The organism is Tepidibacter aestuarii (genome assembly GCF_934924865.1).
GTDB lineage: Bacteria > Bacillota > Clostridia > Peptostreptococcales > Peptostreptococcaceae > Tepidibacter_A > Tepidibacter_A aestuarii.
Genome location: NZ_OW235315.1, coordinates 2,104,899 through 2,119,028, shown reverse-complemented (window position 1 = coordinate 2,119,028; position 14,130 = coordinate 2,104,899). Strand labels below are relative to the sequence as shown.

Sequence of the window (14,130 nt, the reverse complement as noted above, 5' to 3'; positions counted from 1 at the left end):
ATGTTTGATTTAGAACAATATATAGATATGTTTTTAGACGAATCAAAAGAACATTTGGATAATTTAAACCAGAGATTATTAGATTTAGAAAATGATGCTTCTAATATAGAAATAGTGAATGAGATATTCAGAATAGCCCATACGTTAAAAGGAATGTCTTCTACTATGGGATTTACAAAAATGGCTAATCTTACTCATAAAATGGAAAATGTACTTGATGATATAAGAAGTAACAAACTGAATATAAACACAAACATAATAGACATTCTATTTGAAGGATTAGATATATTGGAAGGATTTGTTAAAAATATAGAAAATGAAGGTTCTGAATCAGACAAATCTATAGAAAATATATTAAGTAGATTAGAAAAAATAGAAAATATAGAAAATGCAGGATCGGATGATTTGAACATACAAAATGAAGAAATTGAAGATGAATGGAATTATGTAAATGATATAGTAGGCAAAGCTAAAGCTGAGGGTTTAAATGTATATGATTTAAAAATAACTTTAGATGAAAGCTGTATGCTAAAATCAGCTAGAGCATTTTTAGTATTTAAAACAGTGGAAGAAGATGGAGAAATAATATACTCAAATCCTTGTGTTGAAGATATAGAAGATGAAAAATTTTCAAATTCTTTTGATGTAACAGTTGTTACAAAATTGGATGAGAGTATTTTAATAGATAAAATCAAAAATATATCTGAAATAAGTGAAGTCGAAATAACAGAAGTAACAGATATAAAAATCAGTGATCACGCTGAACATAATGAAGAAATTGTAAAAGATGATATAGAGAATAAAAATGAATCTCAGATTAAGAATATAAATGCTGGTAACGAAATACAAAGTAAATCAAAAAAAGGAAAAACAGGAAAAACTGTAAGGGTAGATATAGACAGATTAGATAATTTAATGAATTTAGTTAGTGAACTTATAATAGTAAAAACTAGATTGGAGGATATAGATGTATCTTCTAAAACTCAAAATATGAATGAAGCAATAGAATATTTAGAAACGATAACAACTAGTCTGCATGATGCTGTGACTAAAGTTAGAATGGTTCCTATTGAAAGAGTATTTAATAGATTCCCAAGAATGATAAGAGATTTATCAAAAGAATTAAATAAAGAAATTAATTTGATAATGGAGGGTGAAGATACCGAAGTCGATAGAACTGTAATAGATGAAATTGGAGATCCTCTTATACATCTTTTAAGAAATTCCATAGATCATGGAATAGAAACACCTGAAATTAGAAAATCTTTAAATAAAAATGAGGTTGGAACAGTTACACTGTCTTCTTATCCAGACGGGAATAATGTTGTTATAGAAGTTTGTGATGATGGAGCAGGAATAAATGTTGAAAAGATAAAAAATAAAGCTATAAAAAAAGGTATAATAACTAAAGAGCAATCGCTTGTAATGGATGACAAAGATGCTGCAAACTTGATTTTCTCGCCTGGATTTAGTACAGCGGATAAAATATCTGATATATCTGGACGTGGTGTAGGTCTTGATGTAGTTAAAACAAAAATAGAAGCATTAGGAGGTATTGTAGAGCTAGAGACTCAAATTAATATAGGTACTAGATTTATTATTAGACTACCGTTGACACTAGCAATAATTCAAGCATTATTAGTTATGGTTGGAAGTGAAAAATATGCAATACCATTAAACAATATAAAAGAAATAACTAATATAAACAAAAAAGATATAAGAAATGTAGAAGGAAAAGATATTGTTTTATACAGAGAAAATACTCTTCCGCTTGTAGATTTAGCAAATGTAATAGACACACAAAAAGAAGGTGTAGAATACGGTGACGAATCTACTGTTGTAGTTGTAAAAAAAGGAGATAAAGATTTAGGTATAATAGTGGACAAGCTTATAGGACAACAAGAGATAGTAATAAAATCATTAGGAAAATATTTAAGTGGTATTAATTTTATAGCAGGTGCTACAATTTTAGGGAATGGTAGTGTAGCACTTATAATAGATACAAATTCTCTATTTTAAGGGGGCGTAAAAACAGTGGAAAATACTCAAGAAAGATATGTTATTTTTAAATTAAAGAGTGAGTTTTATGGAGTTAATATAAATTATGTTCAAACCATAGAAAAAATGATTGAAATAACAAGGGTACCTAAGGCAAATCCATATGTAAAGGGAGTTATAAACTTAAGAGGAGAAATAGTACCAGTAATAGATTTAAGAAAAAGGTTCAATATTGAAAGTTCAAGTTATGATAAAGATTCTAGAATTATAGTAAATAAGATAGATGATGTGTTAGTAGGATTTATAGTAGATTCTGCAACAGAAGTAAAAGAAATATACAAAGATGATATAGATTATTCTATAGTTGATGAGGGCTTTAATGATGGTTTTATTAAAGGAATTGGCAAAATAGAAGAACAAATAATAATATTAATAGATGTTAATAAAGTATTAGACAATAGATGTTAATATTAGGGTGTAGGAAGGAAATCTAAAAAATGAATTTTAAATTAGAAAATTTACAAGATTTATATATAGATGTTCTCAAAGAAATAGGTAATATAGGTGCAGGAAATTCTGCTACCGCTCTTTCTAAAATGATTAATTCTAAAATAGATATGGAGGTTCCTTCTATTGAAATATTAGATATAGAAAAAGTGGTTGAAATTTTAGGTGGAGAAGAATTAATAGTAGCAGGAGTATATTTAGAATTTTATGGAGACATAAATGGAACTATACTTTTAATATTGGATAAAAAATCCAGTGATAATTTATTGAGTATATTGTTTGGGAAACCGTGTGAGAATGAGTTTTATAATGATATGGAATTATCAGCTTTTCAAGAAATAGGAAATATATTGGCTAGCTCATATATAAATTCCATATCAGCTTTTTCTAATCTCAAAGTAAATATATCTGTACCATCTGTAAGTATAGATATGGCAGGCTCTATACTAAGTGTTCCGGCTATAGAGTATGGACAAGTTAGCGATAAAATAATTTTAATAGAAAATAGGTTAAAAGAAGGTAAAAGTGAAATTGTAGGCAATTTTTTCTTAATGCCAGATATGGATTCTTTTAAAGTCTTATTTAAGAGTCTGGGAGTGTTAAATGATGAATAATCTTATAAAAGTTGGTATGGCGGATTATAAAATAGGAAAAGATTATGATTCTTTAATAACCTTAGGATTAGGATCCTGTGTAGGAATTGTTTTATATGATAAGTTTAAAAAAATCGGAGGAATGGCACATATAATGCTTCCAAACAGCAAAGATATAAAAAATAATTCAAACAAGGCTAAATTTGCTGATACAGCATTAAAAGAAATGCTAAATGATATGATTAAACAAGGTGCTTCAAAAAACAGAATGATAGCTAAAATAGCAGGAGGAGCACAGATGTTTAATATATCAATAAAAAGCGATACTTTGAATATAGGCAAAAGGAATGTTGAAGCGGTAAAATCAATATTGTCTGAATATAGAATCTATATTATATCTGAAGATGTATTAGGTAATCATGGTAGAACTATAGAATTTAACTGTACCAATGGAGAATTGTCGATAAAGACAATAGGAAAAGGCAAAAAAATAATATAATCTAAAGGTGTGCATTATATGAAAACTTTTAAAAAAGTGTATGTATTTTGGATAATAAATTATTTTATTTTATTTATATGTGCAATATATGTATTAATTAATCACAGCAGTTTTTTAAAATTTATAAATAAGTATTTAACTTTAACAATATCAATAAATACAATATTATTAATATTTTTTAATCTCATACTGAAGAACATTAGTATCTGTGAAAAACGTATAGATATATCTATACCTCCTATAGAATCAGAATTGAAAGATTTGCTAAATAACCAGACTGAAGATGAATTAGAAGATGAGGCATTTAGAGAAGTTGATTTTAAAAATCTAAACAGTTAAATAGGGGTGTATATATATGGGTAGAGAAGATGTGTGGGTTAGATATAAAAATTCCAAAAGTCTTGAAGAAAAAAATGAATTGAAAAAAGAAATTATATTGGAGTATATAAATTTAGTTAAAATAATTTCGGGTAGGCTCTACAATTATTATGGAGCTAATATCGAATATGACGACTTGATGAGTTATGGGGTTATAGGTCTTATAGATGCTATAGGAAAATATGACTACACAAAAAATATAAAATTTCAAACATATGCATCTGTTAGAATAAGAGGTGCCATAATAGATGAAATAAGAAATTTAGATTGGATACCAAGGTCTATAAGACAAAAATCAAAACTTATGAAGGATACTTATTCTAGGTTAGAAAATAAATTAGGAAGAGAACCATCTATAAGAGAACTCAGCGATGAACTTGGAAAAAATGATGAAGAAGTATTAAAAATATTAGAAGAAACTAATATATATAATCTTGTTTCGCTAGAAGAAGAATTAAGTGAAAATTTAAAGATACAAATAAAAGATATTTCTACTGATATTAATCCCGAAGAATCGTTGTTAAAAAAAGATACAATAAAAAATTTAAAATTAGCATTGGATACCCTGAATGAAAGAGAACAGTTAATAGTTAATTTATACTACTATGAAGAATTAACATATAAAGAAATAGGCAAGGTGCTGAATATATCTGAATCTAGAATATCTCAAATTCATAGTAAGGCCATATTGAAAATAAAATCAAAATTGGAATTTATTTAAACTTAGGAGGGTCAAATGGACATAAATTACGTAATTATAATAATAGCTTTGATTACGTGTATAGTTAGTATATTTTTGCTATTTAGAGTTTCAAAGCAGTTTATAGAGCATGAGAATAATAATGAAAAATCAAAAGAATATAGACTGATCATGAATTATGTGCAAAAAATTGACAAAAATACAAAAGAATTAATGGATAATATGACAAAATCAAATGATAATAAAAAATTGATTTTCGAAAAAAAACCACACTATTCCAATGAAATAGAAAAGCTTGAGTCTTTAGGATTTTCAAAAGAAGAAATTGCAAAAAAAACCAACAAAAGCATTCGTGAAGTTGATTTGATTTTAAAACTAAAAAAGGGATAATGACATGAAAAAATATAATGGCATGCAAAAAATCATTCTTTTTACTTTGTTTATAGGATTTTCAACAGGTCTTATAGTATCTTCTGTAATTAATATAAACTTCGACAAAGTAAAAGAAACTAGTGTTTTGGAAATGAAAAATGAAATAGAAAAAAAAGAAAATATACAAGAAGTATTAGCAGATAAAAAAAACATTGAAGATGAATTTGTGAATATAAATATAAAAAATGGATATACTTGTAATGAAATTGCAGATCTTCTTTATGAAAAAGAATTAATATTCAACAAAGAAGATTTTAAAATGATTTATAATTTAATGCTATTGGATATATATGGAACTGGAGATGCATTGACTAAAAAAGGGATTATAAGTAAAGGATGGAAAATAAATACTTTATCGAAAATTATAATATCTAAAAGAGATAAAGTAATAGATATACTGTATAGTTACGGACTAATAGATGACAAATACGCGTTTAATATTATTTTAAATTCGATTAATTCTAATAAAAAAATAGTTTATGGTGAGAAAAAGATAAAAAAAGGGTCATCAAATATAGAAATTATAGAAATATTAACAAAATAATCTATAAAAACATATTGTAAATGAAATTGCTATATGCTATACTATCAGAGGCGAAAATATTACACACGATTTAGAATTCTTAAAAAGGTGCCTATTAGGGTTTTTTAAGAAAATGACTAAATCGGAGGGAAAAAACCATAGGAGGTGCTTTAAATGGCAGTTATATCAATGAAACAATTATTAGAAGCAGGTGTACACTTTGGACACCAAACAAGAAGATGGAATCCTAAAATGTCTAAGTATATATTTACTGAGAGAAATGGAATATACATCATCGATTTACAAAAAACAGTTAAGAAGGTTGAAGAAGCTTACAAGTTTGTTAAAGAAGTTGCTGAAACTGGAAAGCCAATATTATTTGTTGGAACTAAAAAACAAGCTCAAGATGCTATAAAAGATGAAGCAGAAAGAGTTGGAATGTACTATGTAAATGAAAGATGGTTAGGTGGAATGTTAACAAACCACAAAACTATTAAAAACAGAATCAAGAAATTAGTAGAATTAGAAAAAATGGAAGAAGAAGGAGTATTTGAAGTTCTTCCTAAGAAAGAAGTTATAAAGTTAAAGCATGAAAAAGAAAAACTAGAAAAATACTTAAATGGAATCAAAGAAATGCCTGAATTACCAGGAGCTTTATTTATAGTTGATCCAAGAAAAGAAAAAATAGCTATACAAGAAGCTCATAGATTAGGGATTCCGGTTGTTGCTATAGTTGATACTAACTGTGATCCAGAAGAAGTAGACTACGCAATTCCAGGTAATGATGATGCTATAAGAGCCGTTAAATTAATAACTGCTGCAATGGCTAATGCAATAGTAGAAGGAAGACAAGTTATAGAGGAAGAGCAAGAAGAAGTACAAGAATAATAAACTGGTAAGGAACTTCGTTCCTTACCTTTAATAATATATGGGAGGCGATTTTATGGCAATTACAGCTGCAATGGTAAAAGAGATCAGAGTAAAAACTGGTGCAGGAATGATGGATTGTAAAAAGGCTTTAACTGAAGTAGATGGAGATATGGAAAAAGCGATAGATTTATTAAGAGAAAAGGGACTTGCTAAAGCTGCTAAAAAATCAGGAAGAATAGCTGCTGAAGGTTTAGTAGATATGTGCATGTCTGATAACAATAAAGCAGCAGCTATAGTTGAAGTTAACTCAGAAACAGACTTCGTTGCTAAAAACGATGATTTCAAAAAGTTTGTTAAGGATATGGCTATAACTGTATTAAAAACAGATAAGACTGATATTGAATCTTTAATGACTGAAAAATATATAGATTCAGAAGAAACAGTTCAAGAAGTACTTAACTCTAAGATAGCTACTATCGGAGAAAACATGAATGTGAGAAGATTTGAAAAGTTTGAAGTTGAGAATGGACAAATTGCAGGATATATCCATGGTGGCGGAAAAATAGGAGTATTAGTTGCTTTAGAAACAGCATCTGATTCTGAAGATGTTATAACTTTAGGAAAAGATATAGCTATGCAAGTTGCAGCTATGAATCCTAAATATATATCAAGAGATGATGTAGATGAAGCTTACATAGCTCATGAAACAGAAATATTAAAGCAACAAGCTTTAAATGAAGGAAAGCCAGCTCAAATAGTTGAAAAAATGGTAGTTGGAAGATTAAATAAGCAATTACAAGAAGTATGCTTACTTAACCAAACATTCGTAAAAAACCCTGATTTAACAGTTGAAAAACTTGTTAAAGAGGTTGCTACTAAATTAGGAACTGAAATTAAAGTAGCTAACGTTATGAGATTTGAAGTTGGAGAAGGTATAGAAAAGAAAGAAGAAAACTTTGCAGAAGAGGTTGCTAAGCAACTTAAATAATATAAAAAGAGAACACTTTTGTGTTCTCTTTTTTAGAAGAATATTGAATGGAGGACTTTGTTTATGGATAAACCTATATATAAAAGGGTATTATTAAAGTTAAGTGGAGAAGCTTTAGCTGGAGAAATGAAAACGGGAATAAATAATGAGGTTGTAAATGAAATAGCATTATCTATAAAAGAATTACATGAAATGGGCGTTGAAGTTGCTATAGTTGTAGGAGGTGGCAATTTCTGGAGAGGTAGAACTAGTGAAGGTATGGATAGAACTACTGCTGATCATATAGGAATGCTTGCTACTGTTATGAATTCTTTAGCTATGCAAGATGCACTAGAAAATATAGGGGTTTTAACTAGAGTCCAAAATGCTATCGAGATGAGACAAATTGCAGAACCATACATAAGAAGAAAAGCTATGAGACATTTAGAAAAAGGTAGAGTTGTTATATTTGCATCTGGAACTGGTAATCCTTATTTTTCAACTGATACTGCAGCAGCATTAAGAGCAGCAGAAATAGAGGCAGAAGTTATACTTTTAGCAAAAAAAGTAGATGGTGTATATGATAGTGATCCTATGATAAATCCAGAAGCTAAAAAGTTTGATAAACTTTCATATATGGAAGTACTTAAAAGAGGTTTAAAAGTTATGGATTCTACTGCAACTTCTTTATGCATGGATAATAAAATACCTATAAGGGTATTTGGGTTAAATAATTCTAAAAATATAATTGATGTGGTTCAAGGAAAGAATATAGGAACTATAGTAGAGGAGGAATAATAATGAAATTAGAAGTTCATAAGGTTTTAGAAGAAAAAATGGGAAAAACAATGTCTGTTTTAAAAGAAGAATTAGGAGTAATAAGAGCTGGAAGAGCCAATCCTGGAATGCTTGATAGAGTTATGGTAGATTATTATGGATCTCAAACTCCACTTAAGCAAGTAGCTACTGTATCGGCTCCAGAGCCTAGATGTCTAGTTATACAGCCGTGGGATATGACAGCTCTTGGAAGTATTGAAAAGGCTATTCAACTTGCTGATTTAGGATTCAATCCAACTAATGATGGTAAGATGATAAGAATAGTAATTCCTCAACTTACAGAAGAAAGAAGAAAAGATTTATTTAAACTTGCTAGTAAGACTGCAGAAAATGCTAAGGTAGCTCTTAGAAATGAAAGAAGAGATGCTAACGATAAGCTAAAGAAAATGCAAAAGGATTCTGAAATAACAGAAGATGATTTAAAAAAGGCGCAAGATGAAGTACAAAAAATAACGGACAAAAATATAAAATTAGTAGATGAACTTTTAGTGAAGAAAGAAAATGAAATAATGGAGGTTTAATTTGAACTATTTTGATTTATTTGGAATTAAACTTTCTAAGGCAAAACAGGTGCTTGAAAATAATGATATAAAGTATATAATAAAAGAGACGATAGGACATAAAGATAAAGCTTTATTAGTATGTCCTAGAGTTATAAATGTTAAAAAATCAAATGATTATATAGAACTTGTTGTCACGTATTTTTCTAATTCCTTATTATAAGGAGTTAGAAAAATATTTGATTGGAGGAAAATATGGAGAAAAATACATTAAACTGTATAGATAAAAATAATATACCAAATCATATAGCTATTATAATGGATGGCAATGGTCGATGGGCTAAGAAAAGGTTTCTACCTAGAACGTTTGGACATAAGGCTGGAGTTGAAACTATAAGAGAGATTGTTAAAGAATGTAGCAGCCTAGGAGTTGGGTATTTGACATTATACGCTTTTTCTACAGAAAATTGGAAGAGACCTAAAGATGAAGTGAGTGCACTTATGAATTTATTAGTGCAATATTTAAAAAAAGAAATAAAAGAATTACATGAAAATAATGTAATTTTTAATACTATAGGAGATATATCTTATTTACCTAGTACTGCTATTAAGGAAATTGAAAAATCAAAAGAACTTACTAAATATAATACAGGACTGACGCTTACATTGGCTTTAAATTATGGAAGTAGAAATGACATAAAAAATGCTATTGTTAATATACTTGAAGATTATAAAAATAAAAAAATTGATATAGATGATGTTGACGAAGATTTTATTAGGAATTATTTAAGTACCAAATCATTACCAGACCCTGATATATTAGTTAGGCCTAGTGGCGAATATAGAATTAGTAATTTCTTATTGTGGGAAATAGCATATTCAGAATTTTGGTTTTCTGATATATATTGGCCAGACTTTAGAAAAGAAAATTTACATAAACTTATTTTGGATTATCAAAATAGGGAAAGAAGATTTGGAGGACTTAAATAGGAGGATTTATATGTTTATTAGAATAGTATCTTCGATAATATTGTTGCCAGTTTTAGCGTTTATATTAATAAATGGAGGAATTCCTTTGTATTTAGGGGTTACGGTGATTTCATTAATTGCTCTAAAAGAATTTTATGATGCTTTTAGAGTGAAAAATTTTAATTGTGCTAGTTGGTTAGGTTATTTTTTAACCTTAAGTATTTATTTTGGTTCAATTTTACAAATTGATAATAGATATATGGCATGTAGTTTTTTTATTGTTTTTTTTATATTATGTATATTACTTGTAATGAGAAAGTATAATATTATTGATATGAGTATAACTTTTCTGGGAATAATATATATACCATATCTTTTGAACCATATTATACTGATTTCGAAGTTTTCAAACTATAATTACATATATTTGATTTTTATAATAGCATGGATGACTGATACATTTGCGTACTTTAGTGGTTATTTCTTTGGTAAGCATAAATTAATACCTAAAGTTAGCCCTAAAAAGACTATCGAGGGAAGTATAGGAGGAGTTATAGGAAGCTCTTTATCTTGTATTGTGTTTGGATATATATTTGGATTTGATTTAATACATATGGGTATGATTGGACTGATAGGAAGTGTGATAGCTCAAATTGGAGATCTATTTGCATCTTCAATTAAAAGATTTTTGGAAATTAAAGATTATGGAAAATTAATACCTGGGCATGGCGGTATATTAGATAGATTTGATAGTATAATTTTAACAGCTCCTTTTGTTTATTATTATATATACTTTTTTATAAAGTGAAACTTAATTCAGATGGAGTTTTCACCCTAACTGAATTTTTGGTTGCGTGTGCCCTGTGGGTAAACTAATCCAGAAGCTGTAGAGTTCTTATTTCTAGTCTTAAGAGGGTGAGTCTTAGAACTCTTAGATTTCGGAGAAATTAAAATATAATTGAAAAGAATAAATTTAAATTTAGAGCTTCAGAGTTTTCTGAAGCTATTATATTACGCTGTTTAAGAAGGGATGGATAATATGAAAAAAATATCTATTTTAGGTTCAACAGGTTCTATAGGGACTCAGGCTTTAGATGTTGTTAGAAATAATAAAGACAAATTTAAAATAGAGGCCTTAGCTGTAAACACTAGCATAGAAAAACTTAAAAACCAAATAATAGAGTTTAGACCAAAAGTAGTTGCCGTTTATAATGAAGATAAAGCTAATGAGTTAAAAAAAATTCTACCAAACGAAGTAGATGTTGATATATATTCTGGGATGAAAGGATTAAAAACTATAGCATCTTTAGAAAGTGTAGATATAGTTTTAACAGCTCTTGTGGGAATGATAGGGCTTGTTCCTACTTTAGAAGCTATTAAATATAGAAAAACAATAGCTTTGGCAAATAAAGAAACACTTGTAACTGCAGGTAGCTTAGTTATGAATGAAGCTAAAAAAATGGGAGTTGATATTCTGCCAGTTGATAGTGAACATTCTGCTATATTTCAATGTTTAAATGGAGAAAATAATAGGGAGATTGAAAAAATAATATTGACAGCATCAGGCGGTCCATTTAGAAATAAAACAAAGGAAGAACTTATAAATGTAACGAAAAATGAGGCTTTAAAACATCCTAATTGGAGTATGGGTAGAAAAATAAGTATAGATTCAGCTACTTTAATGAATAAAGGTCTTGAAGTTATAGAAGCAAAGTGGTTATTTGGAGTTGAGGCAAGTGACATAGATGTATTAGTTCATCCTCAAAGTATAATACATTCTATGGTGCAATTTATAGATGGTTCTGTTATAGCTCAACTTGGTAATCCTGATATGAAGCTTCCTATACAATATGCTCTTTCATATCCTAGTAGAATAAATAATGACTATGAGAGGTTAGACCTTGCAAAAATAAGTTCATTGACATTTGAAAAACCAGATGTTCAAACTTTTTCGTGTTTAAAGCTTGCTTATGAATGTTTAGAAAAAGGAGGTACATATTCTACTGTTTTAAATGCAGCTAATGAAATTTTAGTAAGTGAATTCCTAGATGATAAAATTAAATTTTATGATATACCTATTTATATAGAAAAAGCATTAGAAAAACATTCTAGTATAAAAGAACCTACATTAGAGGAAATATTACACATAGATAATTGGAGTAGAGAATTTGTAAAAGAAAGTATAAAATAGGAAGGTGAAAATATGAATATCATTATATCTCTTATAGTATTTGGAATACTTGTTTTGTTTCATGAGTTTGGTCATTTTATAGTTGCTAAAAAAGCAGGGGTTAAAGTACATGAATTTGCTATAGGAATGGGACCTAAAATTTATGCGTATAAGGGTTATGAAACAGAGTACTCAATTAGATTATTACCTATAGGTGGATATGTTAGAATGGAAGGTGAAGATGAAGAGTCTACTGATCCTAGAAGTTTTAATAATAAAACTATATTCCAAAAGATAAGTATAGTTTTTGCTGGACCTTTGATGAACTTTATACTGGCTATATTGTTGTTTACATTGATGTTTATGAATAAGGGTGTTCCAGGAACTATTATAGAAAATACTATTGATAACTTGCCAGCTCAACAAGTTGGAATTAAACAGGGAGATAAGATATTAAAAATAAATGATACTAGTATAAAAAATTGGGATGATATAAGAAAAACAATATCTGCCTCTACTACGGACACTATAAAAATTCAAGTGCAAAGAGATGATAATGTATTAAACTACAATATTACACCTAAATATGAAAATGGTAAAAAAATGATAGGTATAGAGCCTAGATATGAAAAAAATATAGTATCATCTTTTAAATATTCGGTAGAACAAACTTTTTCTATATTAGGACAGATGATAGATTTCCTGGGAAAAGCTATAACTGGAAATGTATCAAAAGATGAAGTTGCAGGTCCTGTAGGGATAATAAATGTAGTAGGTCAAGCAGCGGATGCCGGTATAATAAATGTTATATTCTTGGCAGCTGTCATAAGTATAAACCTAGGATTATTTAATTTGCTTCCTATACCAGCTTTAGATGGAGGACGAATCGTATTCTTGCTTATAGAGCTTATAAGAGGAAAGAAAATGGATCCTGAAAGAGAAGGGTCTATACATTTTATAGGATTTGTTGCATTGATGCTTTTAATGGTATTTACAATTTATAATGATGTATCTAGAATAATTAAATAGAAGGTGATTTTTTGAAAAAATTAACAAGAGTGATTGATTGTGGTAAAGTTGAAATAGGAGGGAATAATCCTATTTCTATTCAATCAATGACGAATACGGACACAAGAGATGTAGAGGCTACAATAGATCAAATAAAAGGGCTTGAAGAAGTAGGTTGTGATATAGTTAGAGTAGCTGTTCCTGATATGGATGCTGCTTTAAAATTGGGTCAGATAAAAAAAAGTATAAATATACCTATTATAGCAGATATACATTTTGATTATAGATTAGCTCTTGAAGCTATAAATCAAGGGGTAGATGGACTTAGAATAAATCCTGGAAATATAGGAAGTACAGAAAGAGTAAGAATGGTAGTTGAAAAGGCCAAAGAAAAAAATATAAAAATAAGAATAGGTGTGAATGGAGGGTCTTTAGAAAAAGATTTACTTGAAAAATATGAAAAGGCTACACCGGATGCTTTGGTAGAAAGTGCAATGAGACATATAAGAATTTTGGAAAGTATGGATTTTTACAATATAGTTATATCTTTAAAGTCTAGTGATATACATACGACTATAAATGCATATGAACTTATGTCTGAAAAGGTTGACTATCCATTACATGTTGGAATAACAGAGTCTGGAAGTGTAAAAAAGGGTACAATTAAATCATCTATAGGAATAGGATATCTATTACTTAAAGGTATAGGTGACACAATAAGAGTATCTTTGACTGGAGATCCTAAAGAGGAAATATTCGTAGGTAAAGAAATTTTAAAATCTATAGGACTGTTAGATGAAGGAATTAAGGTTATATCTTGTCCAACTTGTGGAAGATGTAATATAGACTTGATAAGTATAGCTTCAAAGGTTGAAGATCAAATAAAAGATATAGATAAAAAAATGACTGTAGCTATAATGGGTTGTGCTGTAAATGGACCTGGAGAGGCGAGAGAAGCTGATATTGGTATAGCTGGTGGGAACGAGAATGCTATATTATTTAAAAAGGGTGAAATTGTAAAAAAAATAAAGAGTGATGATTTGGTAAATGAATTAATAAGTGAAATAAAAAAATTCTAGACTTTTTAGTCTAGAATTTTTATGTTAATCTATATATTGAAACTTTATCCGAAAGTTAAAAGTTCTAAAACTCCATCCTTAAGGCTGGAGGTAAGAACTT

General features: G+C 28.6%; 18 protein-coding genes. All 18 read left to right on the top strand.

Going from position 1 to position 14,130, the window contains the following annotated elements:
- The 18 genes from M2214_RS10510 to ispG all read left to right on the top strand — a co-directional run bounded on the left by M2214_RS10510 (nt 1) and on the right by ispG (nt 14,030).
- On the top strand, nt 1–2,019 hold the full coding sequence (locus M2214_RS10510) for a chemotaxis protein CheA (protein ID WP_248477398.1): 2,019 nt from the start codon (nt 1–3) through the stop codon (nt 2,017–2,019).
- Between the two features lie 15 nt (nt 2,020–2,034).
- On the top strand, nt 2,035–2,466 hold the full coding sequence (locus M2214_RS10505; protein WP_248477396.1) for a chemotaxis protein CheW: 432 nt from the start codon (nt 2,035–2,037) through the stop codon (nt 2,464–2,466).
- 29 nt (nt 2,467–2,495) lie between these two features.
- Nucleotides 2,496–3,119 (top strand): chemotaxis protein CheC, encoded by a 624-nt coding sequence (locus tag M2214_RS10500; protein WP_248477388.1) that lies wholly within the window; start codon nt 2,496–2,498, stop codon nt 3,117–3,119.
- Entirely contained in the window at nt 3,112–3,597 is a 486-nt protein-coding gene (locus M2214_RS10495; protein ID WP_248477386.1) for a chemotaxis protein CheD, read from the top strand. Before M2214_RS10500 ends, M2214_RS10495 begins: the two co-directional genes overlap by 8 nt.
- Before the next feature lie 18 nt (nt 3,598–3,615).
- On the top strand, nt 3,616–3,936 hold the full coding sequence (locus M2214_RS10490) for a hypothetical protein (RefSeq protein ID WP_248477384.1): 321 nt from the start codon (nt 3,616–3,618) through the stop codon (nt 3,934–3,936).
- 16 nt (nt 3,937–3,952) lie between these two features.
- A complete protein-coding gene (locus M2214_RS10485) occupies nt 3,953–4,696 on the top strand; it encodes a sigma-70 family RNA polymerase sigma factor (protein WP_248477376.1) in 744 nt (247 codons plus the stop codon).
- 15 nt (nt 4,697–4,711) lie between these two features.
- Entirely contained in the window at nt 4,712–5,065 is a 354-nt protein-coding gene (locus tag M2214_RS10480) for a hypothetical protein (protein ID WP_248477367.1), read from the top strand.
- Between the two features lie 4 nt (nt 5,066–5,069).
- Complete coding sequence (locus M2214_RS10475; protein ID WP_248477365.1) at nt 5,070–5,651, top strand: hypothetical protein; 582 nt, start codon at nt 5,070–5,072, stop codon at nt 5,649–5,651.
- A 153-nt stretch (nt 5,652–5,804) separates the two neighbouring features.
- Nucleotides 5,805–6,518 (top strand): 30S ribosomal protein S2, encoded by a 714-nt coding sequence (gene rpsB / locus M2214_RS10470; RefSeq protein WP_248477363.1) that lies wholly within the window; start codon nt 5,805–5,807, stop codon nt 6,516–6,518.
- 55 nt (nt 6,519–6,573) lie between these two features.
- A complete protein-coding gene (gene tsf / locus M2214_RS10465; RefSeq protein WP_248477361.1) occupies nt 6,574–7,488 on the top strand; it encodes a translation elongation factor Ts in 915 nt (304 codons plus the stop codon).
- Between the two features lie 63 nt (nt 7,489–7,551).
- Nucleotides 7,552–8,265: a UMP kinase gene (gene pyrH / locus M2214_RS10460; protein ID WP_248477349.1), complete on the top strand. Its 714-nt coding sequence runs from the start codon at nt 7,552–7,554 to the stop codon at nt 8,263–8,265.
- 2 nt (nt 8,266–8,267) lie between these two features.
- Nucleotides 8,268–8,825 (top strand): ribosome recycling factor, encoded by a 558-nt coding sequence (frr, locus tag M2214_RS10455; protein WP_248477335.1) that lies wholly within the window; start codon nt 8,268–8,270, stop codon nt 8,823–8,825.
- Between the two features lies 1 nt (nt 8,826).
- Nucleotides 8,827–9,027 carry a hypothetical protein gene (locus M2214_RS10450; RefSeq protein WP_248477333.1) on the top strand — a complete coding sequence of 67 codons (201 nt, stop codon included), beginning with the start codon at nt 8,827–8,829 and terminating at the stop codon, nt 9,025–9,027.
- Between the two features lie 32 nt (nt 9,028–9,059).
- On the top strand, nt 9,060–9,794 hold the full coding sequence (locus tag M2214_RS10445) for an isoprenyl transferase (RefSeq protein ID WP_248477331.1): 735 nt from the start codon (nt 9,060–9,062) through the stop codon (nt 9,792–9,794).
- 10 nt (nt 9,795–9,804) lie between these two features.
- A complete protein-coding gene (locus tag M2214_RS10440; RefSeq protein WP_248477329.1) occupies nt 9,805–10,581 on the top strand; it encodes a phosphatidate cytidylyltransferase in 777 nt (258 codons plus the stop codon).
- Between the two features lie 231 nt (nt 10,582–10,812).
- Nucleotides 10,813–11,964, top strand: a complete 1,152-nt coding sequence (locus M2214_RS10435; protein ID WP_248477327.1) for a 1-deoxy-D-xylulose-5-phosphate reductoisomerase — start codon at nt 10,813–10,815, stop codon at nt 11,962–11,964.
- Between the two features lie 12 nt (nt 11,965–11,976).
- Nucleotides 11,977–12,972, top strand: coding sequence for an RIP metalloprotease RseP (gene rseP / locus M2214_RS10430; protein ID WP_248477325.1), 996 nt, complete (start codon nt 11,977–11,979; stop codon nt 12,970–12,972).
- An 11-nt stretch (nt 12,973–12,983) separates the two neighbouring features.
- Nucleotides 12,984–14,030 carry a flavodoxin-dependent (E)-4-hydroxy-3-methylbut-2-enyl-diphosphate synthase gene (gene ispG, locus M2214_RS10425; protein ID WP_248477295.1) on the top strand — a complete coding sequence of 349 codons (1,047 nt, stop codon included), beginning with the start codon at nt 12,984–12,986 and terminating at the stop codon, nt 14,028–14,030.
- Nucleotides 14,031–14,130 lie beyond the last annotated feature (100 nt).